The 20,635-nt window shown below is 73.3% G+C and carries 18 protein-coding genes and 1 riboswitch; of the genes, 10 read left to right on the top strand and 8 right to left on the bottom strand.

The features are described 5' to 3' along the window. Window positions 1-118: 118 nt before the first annotated feature. The 5 genes from ACIBO2_RS33650 (at window position 119) to ACIBO2_RS33630 (ending at window position 5,002) form a co-directional block, all read left to right on the top strand. Window positions 119-496 carry a hypothetical protein gene (locus tag ACIBO2_RS33650; protein ID WP_358543268.1) on the top strand — a complete coding sequence of 126 codons (378 nt, stop codon included), beginning with the start codon at window positions 119-121 and terminating at the stop codon, window positions 494-496. 271 nt (window positions 497-767) lie between these two features. Further along, entirely contained in the window at window positions 768-1,541 is a 774-nt protein-coding gene (locus tag ACIBO2_RS33645; RefSeq protein WP_397302096.1) for a rod shape-determining protein, read from the top strand. A 32-nt stretch (window positions 1,542-1,573) separates the two neighbouring features. Continuing rightward, entirely contained in the window at window positions 1,574-1,915 is a 342-nt protein-coding gene (locus tag ACIBO2_RS33640; RefSeq protein WP_225302033.1) for a TraR/DksA C4-type zinc finger protein, read from the top strand. A 57-nt stretch (window positions 1,916-1,972) separates the two neighbouring features. Then, window positions 1,973-3,673, top strand: a complete 1,701-nt coding sequence (locus ACIBO2_RS33635; RefSeq protein WP_397302092.1) for a PucR family transcriptional regulator — start codon at window positions 1,973-1,975, stop codon at window positions 3,671-3,673. Between the two features lie 84 nt (window positions 3,674-3,757). After that, entirely contained in the window at window positions 3,758-5,002 is a 1,245-nt protein-coding gene (locus ACIBO2_RS33630) for an NAD(P)/FAD-dependent oxidoreductase (protein WP_397302089.1), read from the top strand. 70 nt (window positions 5,003-5,072) lie between these two features. Here ACIBO2_RS33630 and ACIBO2_RS33625 read toward each other — a convergent pair whose 3' ends face one another. The 3 genes from ACIBO2_RS33625 to cobF form a co-directional block, all read right to left on the bottom strand. Continuing rightward, entirely contained in the window at window positions 5,073-6,299 is a 1,227-nt protein-coding gene (locus tag ACIBO2_RS33625; RefSeq protein WP_358543282.1) for an MFS transporter, read from the bottom strand. 186 nt (window positions 6,300-6,485) lie between these two features. After that, complete coding sequence (locus ACIBO2_RS33620; protein ID WP_358543285.1) at window positions 6,486-7,118, bottom strand: DJ-1/PfpI family protein; 633 nt, start codon at window positions 7,116-7,118, stop codon at window positions 6,486-6,488. Window positions 7,119-7,285: 167 nt separating this feature from the next. After that, window positions 7,286-8,044 (bottom strand): precorrin-6A synthase (deacetylating), encoded by a 759-nt coding sequence (gene cobF, locus ACIBO2_RS33615; protein WP_358543287.1) that lies wholly within the window; start codon window positions 8,042-8,044, stop codon window positions 7,286-7,288. A gap of 63 nt (window positions 8,045-8,107) precedes the next feature. On the opposite strand from cobF, the gene ACIBO2_RS33610 reads away from it, so the two are divergent. The 4 genes from ACIBO2_RS33610 (at window position 8,108) to ACIBO2_RS33595 (ending at window position 11,328) form a co-directional block, all read left to right on the top strand. Next, the gene (locus ACIBO2_RS33610) at window positions 8,108-8,494 is read left to right on the top strand and encodes a pyridoxamine 5'-phosphate oxidase family protein (protein ID WP_358543290.1); all 387 of its coding nucleotides are present in this window, start codon (window positions 8,108-8,110) and stop codon (window positions 8,492-8,494) included. Further along, complete coding sequence (gene cbiE / locus ACIBO2_RS33605; RefSeq protein WP_397302085.1) at window positions 8,491-9,702, top strand: precorrin-6y C5,15-methyltransferase (decarboxylating) subunit CbiE; 1,212 nt, start codon at window positions 8,491-8,493, stop codon at window positions 9,700-9,702. The genes ACIBO2_RS33610 and cbiE overlap by 4 nt, the downstream gene beginning before the upstream one ends. Beyond that, window positions 9,699-10,454 carry a precorrin-4 C(11)-methyltransferase gene (gene cobM / locus ACIBO2_RS33600; protein WP_397302082.1) on the top strand — a complete coding sequence of 252 codons (756 nt, stop codon included), beginning with the start codon at window positions 9,699-9,701 and terminating at the stop codon, window positions 10,452-10,454. The genes cbiE and cobM overlap by 4 nt, the downstream gene beginning before the upstream one ends. Window positions 10,455-10,527: 73 nt before the next feature. Continuing rightward, window positions 10,528-11,328 (top strand): cobalt-precorrin-6A reductase, encoded by an 801-nt coding sequence (locus ACIBO2_RS33595; protein ID WP_397302079.1) that lies wholly within the window; start codon window positions 10,528-10,530, stop codon window positions 11,326-11,328. On the opposite strand, the gene ACIBO2_RS33590 is transcribed toward ACIBO2_RS33595, so the two are convergent. Genes ACIBO2_RS33590 through cobG form a run of 3 tightly spaced genes read right to left on the bottom strand, consistent with a single transcriptional unit; the run spans window position 11,319 to window position 14,711 of the window. Next, window positions 11,319-12,800 carry a precorrin-2 C(20)-methyltransferase gene (locus ACIBO2_RS33590; protein WP_397302076.1) on the bottom strand — a complete coding sequence of 494 codons (1,482 nt, stop codon included), beginning with the start codon at window positions 12,798-12,800 and terminating at the stop codon, window positions 11,319-11,321. The two genes, ACIBO2_RS33595 and ACIBO2_RS33590, sit on opposite strands and share 10 nt — an antisense overlap. A gap of 5 nt (window positions 12,801-12,805) precedes the next feature. Continuing rightward, window positions 12,806-13,426 (bottom strand): precorrin-8X methylmutase, encoded by a 621-nt coding sequence (locus tag ACIBO2_RS33585; RefSeq protein WP_358543922.1) that lies wholly within the window; start codon window positions 13,424-13,426, stop codon window positions 12,806-12,808. 37 nt (window positions 13,427-13,463) lie between these two features. Further along, the gene (cobG, locus tag ACIBO2_RS33580; protein ID WP_397302072.1) at window positions 13,464-14,711 is read right to left on the bottom strand and encodes a precorrin-3B synthase; all 1,248 of its coding nucleotides are present in this window, start codon (window positions 14,709-14,711) and stop codon (window positions 13,464-13,466) included. A gap of 12 nt (window positions 14,712-14,723) precedes the next feature. Continuing rightward, window positions 14,724-14,932: riboswitch (cobalamin riboswitch) on the top strand. 30 nt (window positions 14,933-14,962) lie between these two features. Between cobG and cobN the strand changes: the two genes are divergently transcribed. Beyond that, entirely contained in the window at window positions 14,963-18,646 is a 3,684-nt protein-coding gene (cobN, locus tag ACIBO2_RS33575) for a cobaltochelatase subunit CobN (RefSeq protein WP_397302069.1), read from the top strand. Here the strand turns inward: cobN and ACIBO2_RS33570 are convergent. Together ACIBO2_RS33570 and cobO are read right to left on the bottom strand one after the other, a co-directional pair. Continuing rightward, on the bottom strand, window positions 18,601-20,022 hold the full coding sequence (locus tag ACIBO2_RS33570) for a cobyrinate a,c-diamide synthase (RefSeq protein ID WP_397302555.1): 1,422 nt from the start codon (window positions 20,020-20,022) through the stop codon (window positions 18,601-18,603). The genes cobN and ACIBO2_RS33570 overlap by 46 nt on opposite strands. Window positions 20,023-20,030: 8 nt before the next feature. Beyond that, window positions 20,031-20,633 carry a cob(I)yrinic acid a,c-diamide adenosyltransferase gene (gene cobO, locus ACIBO2_RS33565; RefSeq protein WP_393479134.1) on the bottom strand — a complete coding sequence of 201 codons (603 nt, stop codon included), beginning with the start codon at window positions 20,631-20,633 and terminating at the stop codon, window positions 20,031-20,033. Window positions 20,634-20,635: the final 2 nt, after the last annotated feature.

Below are 20,635 nucleotides of genomic sequence, written 5' to 3'. Positions count from 1 at the left end.
CTCCTGGCAGGTTACGGGTCGGGTCTCGGCGGTGACCGTACCCCGGCCCCGGCGCGGATCGCACCCTGCGATGGAACGGCATGCCCTTTTTCGCGCCGTCTGGGCTATGGTCTGCCCTATGACGGGACCGTGGAGAACACCACGAGGGTCCATCGCGTTCGCCGGCGTGATGGGTCTGGTCCTGCTGTGCTTGGTGCTGGCCGGCGCCACCGGCAGTGCGAGCGCCGACGGCCCGATCGCGCCTGAGAATTCGCTGTCCGGCCTGGCATGGAGCCCGGACGGTGGGGGCGGTGACCTGCCCGGTCTGCCCCCGCAGGCGGGTAGCGTCCGCGAGCACCACGTGCTGGCGCTGTGGCCGCCGTTGCGCGGTGAGCGTCACGATGAGCCCGCTTATCTGGCGCTGTCGGCGTCGCCTGGCTCGAAGGTCGATGAGCTCCGCGATCCGCAACAGCTCGCGCACCGCACTGCGGGATCGCGCAGCCCGCCGCTCATCTAGCCGACGCTACCTCTCTCCGAAGGGCTGCGGCCGCTCGTGCCGTGGATCCTGACGCCCCATGTCCCGAGCCCATGGACTGCGCCCTGGTGGGGCTGGTCCATGCTCGCCGTCGCCTTCGGAGCCCTCTCGCGGTCCCTGCAGCAGGGCCGTGTCCTGTACTGCCTTCCTTTGGCCTCAGCAAGGAGCCGATCATCGTCATGTCCGTTGTCGAATCAGTTCACGCCTGGCCGCGGCTGGAGCGGCCACATCCGGCATCGCCGGGAGGTGCGAGGTGAGCACCGGGCAGCGCTTCGTGGCGCTCGACCTGGGTACCGCGCGTACCCGGTCGCTGTCCTTGAGCGGGTTCGCCATCGTGGACCGGCCGTCGTCGGTCACCCGGCCGCCGTCCGGCTCCGGCCTGGCGGCCGCGCTGTGGCCCGTCCGGCACGGCATGGTGGCCGACCCGGACGCCTGCCTGCGGCTGGTGCGGCGGCTGCTGCAGGACGCCCAGGTATCGGGGAGCCGCCCGCGATGGGTGCTGGCCGGCGTGCCGGTGGCGGCCTCGCCGAGCGATCGCCGGGCGGTCCGCGCCGCGGTCGCCGAGGCCGCCGGATGCGAAGTGGGCCTGATGGAGGAGCCGATGGCCGCAGCCGTCGGCGCCGGCCTGGACATCCTCGATTCCCGGCCCTGCCTGGTCCTGGACGTGGGGGCGGGCATTGTCGAGGCCGTCGCCATCGCGGACGGGGCCGTCACCGACGCGGTCGCCCTCCAGCTCAACGCCACCACCAGCGAGGGGCTGGTGTCGTATGCGCTGGAAGGCGTCATCGAGATGACGGCGGGCCTGGTGCGTCGCCTGCCCGCCGCTTCGCGTCCGGCCGCGCGCAAGCGGGGTTTGACGGTCACCGGCGGCGGTGCTCACCAAGAGCAGCTGCTGGCCCGCCTCCGCGCCGCGCTTCGCCTGCCGGTCACAGCGACGCCCCAGCCGCAGCACGCCACCATCCGCGGCCTGATGCGCCTGTGCCTGCAGCCGGCTCTGACGGCCGCCCTCGCCCCGCGCGTCCGCTGACGTCTTCGCTTCGCAAGAAAGGACCTTCGATCATGACCGACAGCCACGCGACCTCACACCTCAGCAGCGTGCAGCTTGAGTCGCTGCGCCAGGACCTGACCCAGCAACGGGAGCAGCGCAGCCGGTACCTGGATAGGCTGCGGGCACAGGAGCAGGACGGTAGCGGCGCCGACGGCACCTGGCAGGAGCTCCTCGCCTCGATCACCGCCGCCGAGCGCGCCGTCGCCGAACTCGCTCAGGCCTACGACAGGCTGGAGGCCGGCATCTACGGCCGCTGCGGCCACTGCCAGGCGGCCATTCCGTTCGAACGGCTCAAGATCCGGCCGCTGGCCCGCAACTGCATCGACTGCCAGCGGCGGCACGAGGCCGCCTGACAACCAGTGAGAGGGGAGCGGGGTCGCCCCGCCCCCTCTGGGCACCCGGAGCCGCACATGATCACATTGGACCGCCTGGTGAACGTGCTCGGCGGGTACGGCGTACGGTTGTGCGGCCGTCCCGAGACCCGCTCGGCCTGGCTGCGCAGCGTGGCGGTGCCGGATGCCACCGACCGCCACGTCACCGGTGATCTGCTCCTGGCCGTCGGCACCTCCTCGATCGCCGAGGCGGTGCGGTGGGCGGCCGCCGCCCGCGCCGCGGCGGTCCTGGTCCGCCCCATCGAGACCGCGACCGGGACCGACGCTGACCCCCCGTGCGCCTCGCCGAGCGCGGCGGCCGAGCGCGAGGCCGCCGCGCTCGGCGACCAGCTCGGGGTGGCTGTGCTGCTGGCCGATTCCGCGGTCTCCTGGAGCCAGCTCGCCGGCGTGGTGTACGGGCTGGTGCTGGAGAGCCGCGAGACCGCTTCGGGGCGCGGCCCGACCGACCTGTTCGCCCTGGCCGACAGCCTGGCCGACACGATCAGCGGGGCGGTGACCATCGAGGACCGGCACTCGCGGGTGCTGGCCTACTCCCGCTCCCAGCAGGCGGGGGATCCGGCCCGGTTGGAGACGATCCTCGGCCGGCGCGTCCCGGACCGGCTACGCGAGCTGTTTCAGCAGCGGGGGGTGTTCGCCCAGTTGGCGGCGACGGACGAGCCGGTGTTCGTCCCCGCCGATCCCGGGCACGGCCTGACCGGGCGGATGGCGGTGGCGGTGCGGGCCGGCCGCGAGTTGCTCGGTTCGGTCTGGGTGAGCTGCGAGCGCCCGCTGACCGGCGCCCGCCGGCGCGCGCTGGCGCACGGCGCACGCACGGTGGCGCTGCACCTGCTGCGCTCGCGGGCCAGCGCCGACCTGGAGCGGCAGGTGGAGTCCGACCTGGTCATCCGGCTGCTGGAGGGCAGCGTCGACGCGGAGACGGTGATCAGCCGGCTGGGCCTGCCGTCGCAGGCGCTGCGGGTCATCGCGATCCGCGCCCACACCGACGGCGAGGAGCCCCACGCCGCGCTGCTGCTGGCCTTCGAACAGGCCACCACCGGCTTCGGCTGGTCCAGACCCGGCCGCAGCACCCTGCTCGGCGACACGCTGTACACGATCCTGCCCGCCGAGCAGGCGGACATCGCCCGCCACTGGATCGCCGCGCTGCGGGTCGAACTGCCCGCCCGGGTACGCATCGCGGCCGGCATCGGCGCGCCCGCCGCGACCGAGGAACTGCCCGCCGGCCGCCAGGAGGCCGACGAGTGCCTGGCTTTGCCCGAGACCGGCCGGCCCGGCACCGTCGCGCCCGCCTACGACGAGTCGTGGGACGACATCTTGCTGCGGCGGCTACGCGCGGCCTCGCGCACCGGCCGTACCCCGGCCCGCGGGCCGCTGAGCACGCTGCTGCGACATGACGCCCGCCATGGCACACGCTACGTGCCCACGTTGCGGGCCTGGCTGGAGACCCAGGGCGACCCCGCTTTGGCCGCCGAACGACTGCGGGTGCATCCCAACACCGTCCGCAACCGGCTGCGCAAGATGAGCGAGATCACTCTCCTGGACCTGGACGACCCCCGTAAACGCCTCGCCATGATCATCATGCTGGCCGCCTCCGACGCCGAGGACGACCCCGCCGATGATCTTGTGCCAGGCCTGTCGCTGACGCCGACGCGGCCGGTCAACGCCGTCGAGGCGTGGCTGGGGGCCGGGCGTTGTGACGATGGCACAACGGCCGCGAAGTGATTGTCGGCCGCCCACAACGCCGCCGGCTGCCGCGCGCGCCATGCTGGCTTGGACACCGGCATTCGTACCCGTTGGAGGTTGGGCATGGTCGGCAACTGGCCGCGATCGGTGATCGTGGTGGGCGCGGGCATCGTGGGCCTGTCGACCGCGTGGTTCCTGCAGGAGCGCGGCGTCGAGGTCAAGGTGGTCGACCGTGGCGGCGTGGCGGCCGGCGCATCCTGGGGCAACGCCGGATGGGTCGCCCCAGGCCTGGCCATCCCGCTGAACGAGCCCGCGGTTCTGCGCTACGGCCTGCGCTCGCTGCTGAACGCGGACGCGCCGCTGCACGTGCCGGCGAGCCTCGATGCGGGGCTGTGGGTGTTTCTGGCCCGGTTCGCCGCCAACTGCCGCTGGCGATCGTGGATGCGCGCCGTGCGCGCCAACCTGCCGCTCAACGAGGAATGCGTCGAGGCTTACGAGGTATTGGCCGCCAACGGCGTGTCCGCCCCGGTCATCGCGGCGCCGATCACCGCCGCGTTCCGCACGGCACGCCATGCCGAGAGCCTGCTGCGCGAGCTGCGCCGAGTGGAAGCGGCCGGGCAGCGGGTCGACCATACCGTGCTGGACGCCCGGCGACTGGCCGAGTACGTGCCGCTCGCCGGTCAGGCGCTGGGCGTGGGGGTGCGCATCGACGGGCAGCGCTACGTCGACCCGGGCGCCTTCGTGCACGCCCTGGGCAAGGCCGTGATGAGCCGCGGCGCGACCGTGTACGCCTTCGAGGTCGACGAGGTGCGCACCGACGGCAGGAAGGTGATCGTGCGCTCGGGCAAGGGCACCGTCCTGTCGGCCGACGCGGTGGTACTGGCCACCGGTGCGTGGCTGCCCCGCCTGGCCCGGCAGTGGGGCGTGCGCGTCCCGGTCCGGGCCGGCCGCGGCTACTCCTTCACCGTGCCGGTGGACCACCCCGTCCCTGGCCCGATCTACCTACCCGACGTACGGGTGGCGTGCACGCCGTATCGCAACGGGCTGCGCGTGGCCGGCACCATGGAATTCCGCGACCCGGACGCCCCGCAGGTGCCCGCCCGGCTGGAGGCCATCGTCGCCTCCGCCCAGCCCCTGCTGCGCGGTGTGCACTGGGACGAACGCACGGATGTCTGGGTGGGCCCTCGCCCGATCACCCCGGACGGACGGCCGCTCATCGGCGCGACCAAAGCCCCCGGTATCTACGTGGCCGGCGGTCACGGCATGTGGGGTCTGGCCCACGGCCCCATCACGGGGCGGCTGCTCGCCGAGCACATCACCACCGGCAAGCAGCCCACCGCCCTTGCCGACTTCGCCCCCCTGCGCTGACGGGCTTCTCCTGTCCGGCCGAGCGCGCGGGCTGGCCATTGTGCCGAATACGTCAGGCAGATCTTCGCCGTCAACCTGGCAGGCGCCGCAGCATCAATGGCACCAGCAGGAACGCCAAGCCGGCAGCCAGGAAAGCACCGGCTCCGACAGCGCCGACGACGGTCGCGGCGGCCGCGGCCAGCGGTGGGACCATGGGTTGCGCCACGCCCCACGATGATCCTTGTACGGCGAACCAGCGCGGCCGGTCGTCTTCCGGCGCGGCATCGGCGACCGCCGCTTGCCAGCGGCCGAGCAGGACGCTGTTGGCCGCGGTACAGCCCAGGTAGGCGGCGATGGTGAGTGGCACACTGGTGGTGGCGGCCATCACCAGCGCGAGCACCCCGAGCAGCAAAGCGCCCACCCCGAGAATCAGCCCGTGCGAGCGCCCGGCCAGCAGCCGGCGGGCGGCCCACAGCGTGAGGGGGGCCAGCGCGGCGGCGCTCGCCAGCGTCAGGCCGGGCAGCCACGATGCGGCGCCCCGTTCCAGCAGCGCCAACGGCACGTACATCAGCACCGCCAGAGAGCCGATCGCGAACGCGGTGCCCGCCACGGTCAACCGCATCAACGCGGCGGGTGGCCGCCAGCGCCCGCTCAGCCGCTCGGTGCGGTGCCTGCTCTTCCCTGCGGGCTCGGTGCGGCGCTCGTTTGGCCCAGCGGGCCGCTCGGCGCGGCGGCCGCTCTTCCCAGCCTGCTGCTCGGCGCCGCGCCCGCCGGATCGGGCATCATCGCGTGGCAGGAACGAGACCGCGACGGCCGCCGCGACCAGGCAGGTGAGCGCGTCGGCGGCCACCAGCCAGCGCACTCCCAGCGGCAGGAGCACCGCCGCCAGCAGCCCCGCCGCGGCCCCGGCCGCCGACAGTGCCACTCCCAGGACGGCGAAGGTGGCATGGCGCTGCTCACCCTCGCTCGCCCTCGCCAGCAGTTCCTGCGAGGGGGGCTCGTACACCTCGAAGGCCAGTCCGACCAGCGCGATGGCGATCAGCACCTGCGCCGGGCTCTGCGCCAGGACGAGCGTGAACAGGGCCAAGCCGGTCGCGGCCAGCCCGGCACTCAGCACACCGCGCGGCGAGAACCGCTCCAGCAGCAGCGCCCCCGCCCAGCGCGAGAGCAGCGCGGCCACCCCGAACAGGGCCAGCGCCGCCGCGGCCAGCTCCGGCCCGGCCAGCACCGCCAGGAAAGACAGCGCGTAGGCGCCGAGCGCGTTGAGAATCCGGACCCACAGCAGCACCCGCGCCGCCACCGGCAGCGACCTCCACATGGAACCCCCGAGACGCCGACAAAGACGCCATCCTCACAGACGCCACCGACGATTCCGGTGCCCTCCTGGAGTCTGGTGGCGCCGTGGGAGCTCAGCGACCTGCGGCTCGGCTGGCCGGCCGAGCTCGGTGCCGCGCCCACGGGATCCGCGTTCGCATCGGCCGACCGGCCAGGCTCGCCGCCGTCCCTATCCCGTTGCGGTCCTCGTGCGCAGCGTCGCTTCGACCGTACGCACCCTGGAGATGACGCGCTGGACGATCTCCTGCTTCTCACCGACAGGCGCCGCGTACTCGATCGCGGCCCGGGCGGCGGCCTCGCCGACCGTGTGGAGGAGCGTCCACGCCGCCAGATAGACAGATGCCAGGCATCCGCCCGCGGTGGCGATCGCGCCCTCCGCGTGGAACGGCGCGTCCAGCACCGTCACTCCGCGCTCTTCGAGCCAAGGCCGTGTGATGGTGTCGGTGCAGGCGGGTCGTCCGGCCAGAAGGCCGAGGTGCGCGAGCATCAGGGCTCCGGAGCACTGCGAGCCGATCAACTGTCGTGCGGGATCAAGGGGGAGACGCGTGAGCAGGGTGTCATCAGCGACGACATCACGGGTCTTGATGCCGCTGCCGAGGAGTACGACGTCGGCCTCGGCGATGAAGTCCAACGGCCGTTGTCCGGTCACCTCCACGCCGTTCATCGAGGTCACGGCGGGCGCTGGTGTCGTGATGTACGCGGTGACGTCCTGACCTTGCACGCGAGCGCGATTGATCAGCCCATACGCGATAAAGCTGTCGAGCTCGTTGAATCCGTCAAAGGTGACGACCGCGACCTGCAAGCTCACTCCCTGCGCAGCTCTCCACAGCAAGCTCATATGGTACAAGTCTCACGACTGGCAGTTCAGGTCGGGCTCCTGCTGGGGGCGACGACGTCTTCCACGCCACCGACCGCCGCGTCCGCGAGCTGCCCATCACCGCCGATGCGCTGCTTTGACCACGCGGGTCCTCAGCCGTCCGTACGGGGGAGGCGGCGCAGCAGGTAGGTGTCCATGATCCAGCCCTTGCGAGCCCTGGCCTCGGCGCGAAGCTCACGGATCCGGTCGCCGACCTCGGCCACCGGGCCGGACACCAGGATCTCGTCGGGGCTACCCAGATAGGCGCCCCAATGGATGTGGAAGTCGTCGAGGCCGGCGAAGGAGCAGTGGGCGTCCAGCATGACGACGACGTCGTCGGCGGACGGGCCGTCCTCGGCCAGACGGCGGCCGGTGGTCAGGTGCACGGGGCGGCCGACCTGGGTGAGGCTGGTGCGGTGCCGGGCGGTGAGCGCGGCCACGCTGCTGACCCCGGGGATCACCTCGTAGTCGAAGGTGACGTTTCCGCGTTGGAGTATCTCCTCGACGATGGTCAGCGTGCTGTCGTACACGCCCGGGTCACCCCACACCAGGAACGCCCCCGTCTGGCCCTCCTTCAGCTCCTCGCGGATCAGCTCCTCGCAGGCCAGCGCGCGGCGGGAGCGCCAGTCCTCGACGGCGGCGGTGTAGGCGGGGGTGGTGCGGTCGCGCTCGGGGTCGCGGGCCTCGGCGATCCGGTACGGCGGGCGGCCGTGCTGGTCGATCAGGTCCAGCCTGAGGCGTACGAGATCCTGTTTGACCTCGCCCTTGTCGACGATGAAGAACACGTCCGTGGCGGAGATGGCCTTGGCCGCCTGCAGAGTGAGATGGTCGGGATCTCCGGCGCCGATGCCGATGATGAGTAGCCGCTTCACCCGCACGAGTCTGCCAGAGAGCCGGATATACGATATGCCTCCGCAATTCCCTTGAGGAGGCTCGTGAATCTGGTCGAGCAGGGCGCCGCTTTCGCCGCGTTCTGGCAGGAACGGCACCTGTGCACGCTCTCAACGGCGCGTTCCGGCGGGCCGCCGCACGCGGTGCCGGTCGGCGCGACGCTGGATCTGGAGACCGGCATCGCCCGGGTGATCACCTCCGGGACCTCGTACAAAGCCCGGCTCATCGGGGCGGACGGCGCGCTGGTCGCGCTCAGCCAGGTGGACGGCCGACGGTGGTCGACGCTGGAGGGGCGGGCCGTGGTGCGTACCGAGCCGGAGCAGGTGGCCGACGCCGAGCGCCGTTACACCGCCCGCTACAAGCCGCCCCGGCCCAACCCGGCGCGGGTGGTCGTGGAGATCCAGGTGACGCGCGTGCTGGGCAACGTGTGATCACCGTCGTCGGCATCGGCGCGGATGGCTGGGACGGCCTGCCGCCGGAGTCGCGCCGCGTACTGGAGGCGGCGGAGGTGCTCATGGGCGCCTCCCGCCAACTCGGCCTCGTGCCTCGGTCCCGTGCGGAGCGGGTGGCCTGGCCCTCGCCGCTGCTGCCCGCGCTGCCCGCGCTCATGGAGCGGTACGCCGATCGCCAGGTGTGCGTGCTGGCCAGCGGCGATCCGATGTTCTACGGCATCGGCTCCACCCTGGTGCGGCTGCTCGGCGCGGCCCGGATCAGGGTGCTGCCTCATCTGTCGTCGCTGTCGCTGGCGTGCGCTCGGCTGGGCTGGCCGGTCGAGCAGGTGGACGTGGTCAGCCTGGTGGGCCGACCTCTGGCCGCGCTGAACGCGGCGGTCCTTCCCGGGCGCCGGGTCCTGGTGCTGGGCGCCGGTCGGGACACTCCAGCTCTGGTGGCGGGGCTGCTGGCCGGGCTCGGGTACGGTCCGAGCCCGATGACGGTCTTGTCGGACCTGGGCGCGGCGTCGGAGTCCGTCCGGACGGGAACGGCCGAGAAATGGGCGGGAACGGCCGCGATGTCGGCGTTGCAGGTGATCGCGGTCGAGTGCGTCGCCGGACCCGGCGCCGAGCCGTTCGCTCGCGTGCCCGGACTGCCGGACACGGCCTTCGAGCATGACGGGCAGCTCACCAAGCGCGAGGTCCGGGCCGTCAGCCTGTCACGGCTGGCGCCGCTGCCCGGCGAACTGCTGTGGGACGTGGGCGCGGGCGCGGGCAGCATCGCCGTCGAATGGCTGCGCGCCCACTCGTCGAACGCCGCCGTGGCGGTCGAGAGCAGGGCCGATCGCGTCGCCGCCATCCGCCGCAACGCCGACCGGCTCGGGGTTCCCGCCCTGCGGGTCGTGGAGGGGCGAGCGCCGGTGGCGCTGGAGGGTCTGCTCGCGCCGGACGCGGTGTTCGTCGGCGGCGGCGCCACCGCGCCCGGAATGCTGGAGACCTGCTGGGCGGCGCTGCGGCCCGGCGGCAGGCTCGTGGTGAACGCCGTGACCTTGGAGTCGGAGTCCGTCGTCGCCGGATGGTACGCCCGGCTGGGCGGCGATCTGGTGCGCCTGTCCGTGCAGCGGGCCGCGCCCGTCGGCGGGTTCACCGGCTGGCGGGCCGCGATGCCGGTGACCGTGTGGTCGATCACCAGAAAGGACGTGCCGTGACCGTGTACTTCATCGGGGCGGGGCCCGGTGCCGCGGATCTGATCACGGTGCGGGGGTTGCGGCGGTTGGAATCATCGCCGGTCTGCCTGTACGCGGGCTCGCTCGTCCCCCGCGAACTGCTGGAGTCCTGCCCGGCGGGCGCCAGGCTGGTGGACACCGCGAACCTGACGCTCGACGAGATCGTCGCGGAGCTGGCCGCCGCCCACACCAAGGGCGTGGACGTGGCGCGGCTGCACTCGGGGGACCCGTCGGTGTTCAGCGCGGTGGCCGAGCAGATGCGCAGGCTGGACGTGCTCGGCGTGCCGTACGAGGTGGTGCCGGGCGTTCCGGCGTTCGCGGCGGCGGCGGCCGCGCTGGGCCGGGAGCTGACCGTGCCCGGTGTCGGCCAGACGGTCATCCTGACCCGTACATCGGCGCGCGCCACGCCGATGCCCGACGGCGAGGACCTGACCACGCTTGGTGCCAGCCGGGCCACGATGGTGCTGCACCTGGCCGTGCAGCGGATCGACGCGGTGGTGGCGGAGCTGCTGCCCTCCTACGGGGCCGACTGCCCGGTCGCGGTGGTGGCGCGGGCGAGCCGGGCCGATGAGGTCGTTCTGCGCGGCACGCTGACGGACATCGCCGCGCAGGTCCACGAGGCGGGGATCCGCCGCACCGCGGTGATCGTCGTCGGCCGGGCGCTGTCGGCGACGCAGTTTCCCGACAGCCACCTGTACAGCGCGGAGCGGGAGCGATCATGCGACGGGACTTGATCGCGCTGCCCCTGCGGCAAGGCAGGCGGTGCCGCAGGGCGAGCGGCAAGGCGCGGGAGCGCAGGATCGCGGCATGAGACGGGTTCTGATCCTGGGCGGCACGGCGGAGGCGCGGGCGCTGGCCGCCGAGCTGGCCGACGTCCCGAGCGTGCACGTGGTGTCGTCGCTGGCCGGGCGGGTGACGAACCCGAGGCTGCCGGTCGGCGAGGTGCGTTCGGGCGGGTTCGGTGGGCCGGACGGGCTGGCCACGTGGCTGGCCGCCGAGCGGATCGACGCCGTGGTGGACGCCACCCACCCGTTCGCGGCGCGGATGACGGCTTCGGCGGCCGAGGCGTCGGCGCGCACGGGCGTGCCGCTCCTCGTCCTGCGCCGACCGGGCTGGCCGCAGGGACCAGCCGACACCTGGCAGCGCGTCGACTCCCTGGAGGCCGCCGCCACCCGCTTGGCCGAAGCCGCCACCGCCCGCCTGGCCATCGCCAAGCCGGTCGAGCCGACCGAGGGCACTACCGAGTCGGCCGGGCCGGTGCGGGTGTTCCTCACCACCGGGCGCCGGAGTCTGCCCGTCTTCACCGGGCTGGCCGGAGTGTGGCTGCTGGCCAGGTCCGTCGATCCGCCCGAACCGCCGGTCCCGCCCCACGTACACGTACTGCTCGACCGCGGGCCCTACACGGTCGAGGGCGAGCTGGCCCTCATCCGCGAGCACCGTCTGGACGTGCTGGTCACCAAGGACAGCGGCGGCCGGCTGACCGCCGCCAAGCTCGTCGCGGCCCGCGAGCTGGGGCTACCGGTGATCATGGTGGACCGGCCGCCGCTGCCGACGGGTGTCCGTCTGGTGGAGACCGTGAACGCGGCGGCCCTCTGGGCTCAGGGGTAGCGGCGGGGGGTGTAGACGACGCCGCGAGCGGTGACCTGGGTCGTGGAGGAGCCGACGATCAGCAGGCAGCGCATGTCCACCTGGGCCGGGTCGAGCTCGCCGAGCGTGGTGACGGTGACGCTCTCCTGCGCGCCGCCGACGTCACGGCCGATCACCACGGGGGTGGCCGCGTCGCGATGCTCCAGCAGCAGGTCACGCGCGGCGGCGAGTTGCCACGTACGGCTGCGCGAGGCCGGGTTGTACAGCGCCAGCACCAGGTCGGCCTTGGCCGCCGCGGTCAGCCGGCCGGCCACCACGTCCCACGGTTTGAGCAGGTCCGACAGCGACAGTACGCAGTAGTCGTGGCCGAGCGGCGCGCCCGCCCTGCTGGCCACCGCCTGCGCGGCCGTCAGACCCGGCACGATCCGCACCGGCACGTCAGGGAACCCGGCCGCCGCCTCCTCCAGCACCGCGCTGGCCATGGCGAACACCCCGGGATCGCCGGAGGACACCACGGCCACCCGTGCGCCCGTCGCGGCCAGCTCCAGCGCGTGCCTGGCGCGTTCGGCCTCCACCCGGTTGTCGGTGCGGTGGCGGCGCTGGCGCGCGTTGGGCGCCACCCGGTCCACGTACGGGCCGTAGCCGACCAGGTCGGTGGCCGCGGCGAGGGCCTCCTGCGCTTCCGGCGTGAGCCACGGCCGCCCGGCCGGGCCGAGGCCGATGACGGTCACCTCGCCGCGCCCCTCGGTCGACGAGGGCTCGGGGACGAAGGTGCGCTCGGCCGGGCTGGCGAGCAGGGCCAGCGAGAAGTACGGAACGCCGTCGGCGTCCACGTCCTTGAGCGGCGCGACGCGTTCGGCGCCCATGGTGGCACGCTCGACGTACCAGGCGTCGTCCAGCCGCCCTGCCTCGGCCAGGGCGTCGCGGACCTTCTCGAACGTCCTGCCCAGCTTCAGCACCGCCGCCGAGTCGGTGCCGCGCAGCCGCTCGGCCAGCACTTCGGCGGGCAGCGTGCCGGGCAGTACGGTCAGCACTTCGTCGCGCTCCACCAGCGGCCGCCCCAGGACGGCGGAGGCGGCGCTGACCGAGGTCACGCCCGGCACCACCTCGGTCGGATAGCGGTGGGCCAGCCGCTTGTGCATGTGCATGTAGGAGCCGTAGAACAGCGGGTCGCCCTCGCTCAGCACGACCACGGTCCGGCCCGCGTCCAGGTGGGCGGCCAGCCGTTCGGCGCAGTCGGCGTAGAAGTCGTCCAGCGCGCCCTGGTAGCCACCGGGGTGGTCGGTGGTCTCCGTGGTCAGCGGGTACAGCAGCAGCTCCTCGATCTGCCCCTTCCGCAGGTACGGCAGCGCGATCGAGCGGGCGATGCTGCGGCCGTGCCTGGCGGCGTGGTAGGCGATCACGTCCGCCTCGCCGATCAGCCGGGCCGTCTTGACCGTGACCAGCTCCGGGTCTCCCGGGCCCAGTCCGACCCCGTACAGTCGTCCCGTCATCGCCGTCACTCCGTCTCGTTCGCGATGGCGTTGACCGCCGCCGCCGTCATCGCACTGCCGCCGCGGCGTCCGTGCACCACCAGGTATTCCAGGTCGCTGTCCGCCAGAGCCCGCTTGGACTCGGCCGCGCCGATGAAGCCGACCGGCACGCCGAGCACCGCCGCCGGCCTGCCGGCCCCCTCGGCGACCAGTTCGAGCAGCCGGAACAGGGCGGTCGGGGCGTTGCCGATCGCCACCACGGCGCCGTCCAGCCGGTCGCGCCACAGCTCCAGGGCGGCGGCGCTGCGTGTGGTGCCGAGGCGTTCGGCCAGCTCCGGCACGCCTGGCTCGCCCAGAGCGCACACCACGTCGTTGTCGGCGGGCAGCCTGCGCCTGGTGACGCCGGAGGCGACCATCTGCGCGTCGCACAGCACGGGCGCGCCGCGCCGCAGCGCCTCGCGGGCCCGGACGACCACCGAAGGCGACCAGTCCAGGTCGGCGACGAGGTCGGTCATGCCACACGCGTGGATCATCCGCACCGCCACCTGGGCCACATCCGGGGGCATCCCGGTGAGATCGGCTTCGGCACGGATGGTCGCGAACGAACGCCGGTAGATCTCGGCGCCGTCGCGCAGGTAGTCGGTCACTGCTGCCTTTCCTCGCATCGGTCGAAGCTGACCGCCATCAGTGCGGTCGTTCCTCGTATCCGTCGGCGGTGGCCACCATCTGGACCACCCGGCCGCGGGGCAGTCCGCAGCGCCGCTCGCAACCGGCCCAGTGCACCGGCGTCGCAGCGGGCGCGTCCAGGGTCGCCACCCACCGCCGTACGTCCTCCTGCACGTCCGCCAGCGATTTGGCGCAGCCGGGACGTCCGGTGCAGGCGCTCACGCCGACCCAGGGCGACGCCGGATCGGTCACCAGCCCGGCCGTGGACAGCTGCCGCACCGCCCGCTCGGCCGCGGCGGGGGACAGGTCCAGCAGGACGATCGTTCGCCAAGGCGTCAGCCGTACGGGAACCGCCCCACCGTCGTCGGCGGTGTCGGCGATGGCGCGTACCTGAGCGGCGGACAGCCGCCCGAGCGGCACCACGGCCTCCAGCGCCACGCGGCCGTCCCGCTGATCGACAGGCCCGGGGCGACGGGCCGAGAAGGCAGGGGAGGCGTCCAGGGCGGTCGTCTTACGCGCGCCCGCCACGCCCAGGTGGGCGGCGATTCGGGCGGGACCGTCCGCCAACTCCGCGATCCGCCACGCGCCCCGGTCACGATCGGAAAGCCCGCGCTCCCGCTCGTCGAGGAACGCTTCGGCGGCGGCGATCATCAGCCCGACCGCCGCGTCACGGGACACGACAAGCCCGACGTCCACGCCCGCCAGCAGCAGTGACAACCAGGCGCCACCGCCCGCCACCGCGCCCTCGGGCAGTGAGACCCAGGCGTCACCGTCCACTGCCGCAGGCACGAGAGTGACATCGGCGGCCAGCTGCCACGTATCCCCAGTGCCGTCGTCCAGCGCGAACAGAAAGCGCCCCGGCAGCCCGGCCAGCCGGACCCGTGCGCACAGAGCCAGGTCCAGGGCCTCGATCAGGGGTTGCGTGTCCACCGAACCCGAGGGACCACGGCCGCCGAGCGGCGAGGCGACGATGTTGCGTACCCGTTCGTGCGCGGCCGAGGGCAGCAGCCCAGCGGCGGCGATCCGTTCGGCGAAGGCGGCCGGCGCGCGCAGGCCGCGCACCTGTACGTTCGCCCGCGACGTGAGCTCGACCACCCCGGAGCCCAGCTCCGCCGCGCAGGCCGCCAGCTCGCGGAGCTGCCCGCCGGAGACCGCGCCGCCGGGCAGGCGGACCCGGGCCAGCGGGCCGTCGGCGGCCTCGTGCACCTGGAGCGCTCCCGGACAGGCGTCGGGCCGGACCCGTCCGGAAAAGTCGGCTATGGACACGATGAGGATGGTAATGCCACTTCTGGTGGAGGTTGCTCCTGCCGTAGGCTCCTGGGTAGGCGATGGCAAAGGGAGGAAGCCGGTGCGAATCCGGCGCGGTCCCGCCACTGTGACCGGGGAGCGAACCCCACCGCAGGCCACTGCCCGGCAACGGGTGGGAAGGCCGGGGTGAGCGCTGATCCGGGAGCCAGGAGACTCCTGCCGTCGCGACACCCACGACCGGGGCGAGGACCCCGAGGGAGGATCGCGCCGTGCCTGGCGACAGCCGTACCGTCCTGCTGCTCTCCACCTCCGACACCGACCTGTTGAGCGCGCGTGCCTGTGGCGCCGCCTACCGCCTGGGCAACCCCGCCCGGCTCGGCCCCGACGATCTTCCCGGCCTGCTGGAGGGGGCCGACCTGGTCGTCGTACGGCTGCTCGGCGGTCGCCGCGCCTGGCAGGAGGGGCTCGACGCGCTGCTGGCCGGGCCCCGTCCGGTCGTAGTGCTGGGCGGCGAGCAGGCGCCGGACGCCGAGCTGATGGAGCTGTCCACGGTGCGCGGCGGCGTCTGCGCCGACGCGCACGCGTACCTGGCGCACGGCGGGCCCGCCAACCTGACCGAGCTGCACGCCTTCCTGTCCGACACCGTCCTGCTGACCGGCAGCGGGTTCGCGCCGCCGGCGCCCACGCCGTCCTGGGGGCGGCTGGAGCGCGAGGCACGGTCACACGAGGGGCCCGTGATCGGGGTGCTCTACTACCGGGCGCACCACATGGCGGGCAACACGGCCTTCGTCGAGACGCTCTGCGCCGCCGTCGAGGAGGCGGGCGGGCAGGCGCTGCCGGTGTTCTGCTCCTCGTTGCGCACCGCCGAACCCGAGCTGCTGGACACCCTGCGGGCCGCCGACGCGCTGGTGGTGACCGTACTGGCGGCGGGCGGCTCGCGTCCCGCGACAGCGGGCGCGGGCGGGGACGACGAGGCGTGGGACGTGGGCGCGCTGGCCGCGCTCGACGTGCCGATCCTGCAGGGCCTGTGCCTGACCACGTCCAGGCAGGCGTGGGAGGACAACGACGACGGCCTGTCGCCGCTGGACGCCGCCTCGCAGGTGGCCATCCCCGAGTTCGACGGCCGGATCATCACCGTGCCGTTCTCCTTCAAGGAGATCGACCCCGACGGGCTGACCGTCTACGTCGCCGACCCCGAGCGGGCCGCGCGGGTGGCGGGCATCGCCGTACGCCACGGGCTGCTGCGCCACACCCCGCCCGGCGGGCGGCGGCTGGTGGTGATGCTGTCGGCGTACCCGACCAAGCACTCGCGCGTCGGCAACGCCGTCGGCCTGGACACCCCCGCCAGCACCGTACGGCTGCTGGCCCGGCTCGCCGAAGCGGGCTACGACCTGGGCGAGGGCTTCCCCGGCGTGGCCGAGCAGGACGGCGACGCGCTCATCCACGCGCTCATCGCCGCGGGCGGCCAGGACCAGGACTGGCTGACCGAGGAGCACCTGGCGGGCAATCCGGTACGCATCTCCGCCGCCTCCTACGAACGCTGGTACCGCACGCTCCCCGCCGACCTGCGCACCGGGATCGAGCGGCACTGGGGAGCCCCGCCCGGCGAGCTGTTCGTCCATGACGGCGACATCGTCCTGGCGGCGCTGCGCGCCGGGAACGTGGTGGTCATGGTCCAGCCGCCGCGCGGCTTCGGCGACAACCCGATCGCCATCTACCACGACCCCGACCTGCCGCCCAGCCACCACTACCTGGCCGCCTACCGCTGGCTGTCGGCCGAGTTCGGCGCGCACGCGATGGTGCACGTGGGCAAGCACGGCAACCTGGAATGGCTGCCGGGCAAGTCGGCCGGCATGTCCGCCTCGTGCGGCACCGACGCGGCCATCGGCGACCTGCCGCTGATCTACCCGTTCCTGGTCAACGATCCGGGCGAGGGCACCCAGGCCAAGCGGCGGGCGCACGCGGTGCTGGTGGACCACATGGTGCCGCCGATGGCGCGGGCGGAGACGTACGGCGACATCGCCCGGCTGGAACAGCTCCTGGACGAGCACGCCACCATCGCCGCCATGGACCCGGCCAAGCTGCCCGCGATCCGCGCCCAGATCTGGACACTGATCCAGGCCGCCCGGCTCGACCACGACCTCGGGCTGGCCGATCGGCCGCACGACACCGAGTTCGACGACTTCATCCTGCACGTGGACGGCTGGCTCTGCGAGGTGAAGGACGCGCAGATCCGCGACGGCCTCCACGTGCTCGGCCAGGCGCCGGTCGGGCAGGTCAGGGTGGACCTGGTGCTGGCCATGCTGCGCGCCAGGCAGATGTGGTCGGGCCGCGAGACGCTGCCCGGCTTACGTGAGGCGCTCGGCTTGGCCGAGGACGGCACGGCGGGGCTGGCCGACGTGGACCGGGCCGAGGCGACCGCCCGTGCCCTGGTGGCGGCGATGGAGGAGCGAGGCTGGGCGCCGGAGGCGGCCGAGGAGGTGGCGCAGGAAGCTGCGGAGAAGCTCGCGGAGGAGGTTGCGGAGGAAGCTGTGGAGGAAGCTGCGGAGGAGGTCGCGGAAAAGGTCGCGCAGGAGGTCGCCCTCGCGCTGCCCGCCGATCGGCGCGAGCTCGTCACGCGGGTGCTCGCGTTCGCCGCCACCGAGGTGGTCCCGCGCCTGGCCCGGACGACCGACGAGCTCGACCACATCCTGCACGCCCTGGACGGCGGCTACGTGCCCGCCGGGCCGAGCGGCTCGCCGCTGCGCGGCCTGATCAACGTACTGCCGACCGGCCGCAACTTCTACTCCGTCGATCCCCGCGCGGTGCCCAGCCGCCTGGCCTGGGAGACCGGCCAAGCGATGGCCGAATCGCTGCTGGAGCGCTACCGCGCCGACACCGGCGACTGGCCGCGCTCGGTGGGGCTGTCCATCTGGGGCACCAGCGCCATGCGTACGGCCGGCGACGACGTGGCCGAGGTGCTGGCCCTGCTCGGCATCCGCCCCGCATGGGACGAGGCGTCCCGCCGGGTCACGAACCTGGAGCCGATCCCGCCGGCCGAGCTGGGCCGGCCGCGCGTCGACGTGACCGTCCGCATCAGCGGCTTCTTCCGCGACGCGTTCCCGCACGTGGTGGCCATGCTGGACGACGCCGTACGGCTGGCCGCCGGGCTGGAGGAACCGCCCGAGCACAACTACGTACGCGCCCACGTGACCGCGACCGGCGGCGAGGAGCGGCACGCCACGATGCGCATCTTCGGCTCCGCGCCGGGCGCCTACGGGGCCGGGCTGCTGCCGCTGATCGACAGCCGCAATTGGCGCGACGACACCGACCTGGCCGAGGTGTACGCGGTCTGGGGTGGCTACGCCTACGGCCGCGACCTCGACGGCGTGGCCGCGCGCCCGCAGATGGAGGACGCCTACCGCAGGATCGCCGTGGCCGCCAAGAACGTCGACACACGCGAGCACGACATCGCCGACTCCGACGACTACTTCCAGTACCACGGCGGCATGATCGCCACGGTCCGCGCGCTCACCGGCCGGGCCCCGGCCGCGTACGTGGGCGACAGCACCCGCCCCGACGCCGTGCGCACCCGCACCCTGTCGGAGGAGACCTCACGGATCTTCCGCGCCAGGGTGGTCAACCCGCGCTGGCTGGCGGCGATGCGGCGGCACGGCTACAAGGGCGCCTTCGAGCTGGCCGCGACCGTGGACTACCTGTTCGGCTACGACGCCACGACGGGCGTGGTGGCGGACTGGATGTACGACAAGCTCGCCGAGACGTACGTGCTGGACCCGGAGAACCAGGAGTTCATGACCCGGTCCAACCCATGGGCATTGCACGGCATCGCCGAACGGCTCCTGGAGGCCGCCGAGCGGCGCATGTGGGAGCACCCGGACCCGGAGATCCTGCGCGGTCTGCAGGAGGTCTATCTCAAGACCGAAGGGGACCTGGAGGACGACACGAGCCGGTGAGCGAGGGCCGGCGATCCGGCCCAGTGAAGGTGCAGGTAGGACGCGGTGACCAGCGGGTCGCCGTGTCCGTCCGTGCCGCCGCCCCGGTTACGGAACAGCGGCTCGCCCGCGTGCTCGACCGTGGTCCGGTGGAACTCGTGCCCGTGGAAGCGCTCGCCCGCCCTGGTCAGGGGCGAATCCTTCAGGGCCACGGCGTCCCGGTAGCCGAGCGTGAGCCTGCCGGTCATCCGTGCCCGGCCCGGCACCCGCCCGCACATGCGCCGCCCGTCCAGCTCCTCGCACAGGTAGAGCAGCCCGGCGCACTCGGCGGCGATCGGGCCGCCGAAGGCCGCCACCTGGTCACGGAGCTGCTCGTTGGCGGCCAGCTCGGCGGCGTACACTTCGGGGAAGCCGCCGCCGAGCACCACCGCGGCGGTGCCGTCCGGCAGCTTCTCCTCGCGCAACGGGTCGAAGGTCGCCACGTCCGCGCCGGTCGCGCGCAGCAGTTCGACGTGCTCGGCGTACCCGAACGTGAAGGCCGCCCCGCCCGCCACCGCCACGACGACACCCTCTCCTACGCGCGCTCTCTCCTCGACGCGCGCGCTCTCCTTCGCCGGGCCCCATGCCGGGCCGGCGAGCTCGGGCGCCGCCGTTTCCGGGTCCCATGCCGGGTCGGTGAGGGCGGGCGCCGTCGCGGGGTCCCATGCCGGGGCGGTGAGTGGGGGCGCCGTCGTCGCCAGCCGCATCAGCCCGTCCAGGTCGCAGGAGCGCGCCACCAGGGCGCCGAGCCGTTCCACGGCCCGTACCGCCTCGGCCTCACGCTCGGCGGCGGGCACCAGACCCAGATGGCGGGAAGGTGTGGAGACGGCGTCGTCGCGGCGGATCGCGCCGAGCACCGGCATGCCTGCCGCGTCCAGAGCGGCCCGGCACAGTTCCTCGTGCCGGTCCGAGGCGACCCGGTTGAGCACCACTCCGCCCACCCGTACGCGCGGGTCGAATGTGGCGAACCCGTGCACCACGGCCGCCACCGACCGGCTCTGCCGGGCCGCGTCCACGACCAGCACCACCGGCGCGTCCAGCAGCCGGGCGACGTGCGCGGTGGAGGCGAAGTCGCCGTCGCCCTTACCGTCGAACAGCCCCATCACGCCCTCGACCACCGCCACTTCACACCCGGCCGCACCGTGCAGGAACAGCGGTGCCACCCGCTCCTCGCCCACCAGCCACGGATCCAGGTTGCGCCCCGGACGCCCGGCGGCCAGCGCGTGATAGCCCGGATCGATGTAGTCGGGCCCCACCTTGTGCGGCGAGACCGCCAGCCCGCGCGCCCGCAGCGCCGCCATCAGCCCGGTGGCCACGGTCGTCTTGCCGCTGCCCGACGAAGGCGCGGCGATCACCAGCCGCGGCACTACCACTCGATGCCTTTCTGACCCTTCTGCCCGGCGTCCATGGGATGTCGTACCTTGCCCATCTCCGTAACCAGATCGGCGAGTTCGACCAGCCGCTCGGGTGCGTCCCTGCCGGTGATCACCAGGTGCTGGCTGCCCGGCCGCCCGGCGAGCGTCTCCAGCACGTCGTCCAGATCGAGCCACCCCCACTTCAGCGGGTAGGTGAACTCGTCCAGCACGTAGAACCGGTACGTCTCCGCCGCCAGGTCGCGTTTGATCTGCGCCCAGCCCTCACGGGCGTCGGCCGCGTGATCCTCCTCGGTGCCGGGACGCTGGATCCACGACCAGCCCTCGCCCATCTTGTGCCAGGTCACCGAGCCGCCCTCGGCCGTGTCGCCGAGCACCTTGAGCGCCCGTTCCTCGCCGATGCGCCACTTGGCCGACTTCACGAACTGGAACACCCCGATCGGCCACCCCTGGTTCCAGGCGCGCAACGCCATCCCGAACGCGGCCGTCGACTTCCCCTTGCCCGGCCCGGTGTGCACGATCAGCAGCGGCCGCGTCCGGCGCTGCCGGGTCGTGAGACCGTCGTCGGGCACGGTGGCGGGCTTCCCTTGCGGCATGA

Source organism: Nonomuraea sp. NPDC050022, assembly GCF_044460705.1.
Taxonomy (GTDB): domain Bacteria; phylum Actinomycetota; class Actinomycetes; order Streptosporangiales; family Streptosporangiaceae; genus Nonomuraea.
The sequence above is the reverse complement of the archived record's forward strand: the minus strand, read 5'-3'. Positions and strand labels throughout refer to the sequence as shown.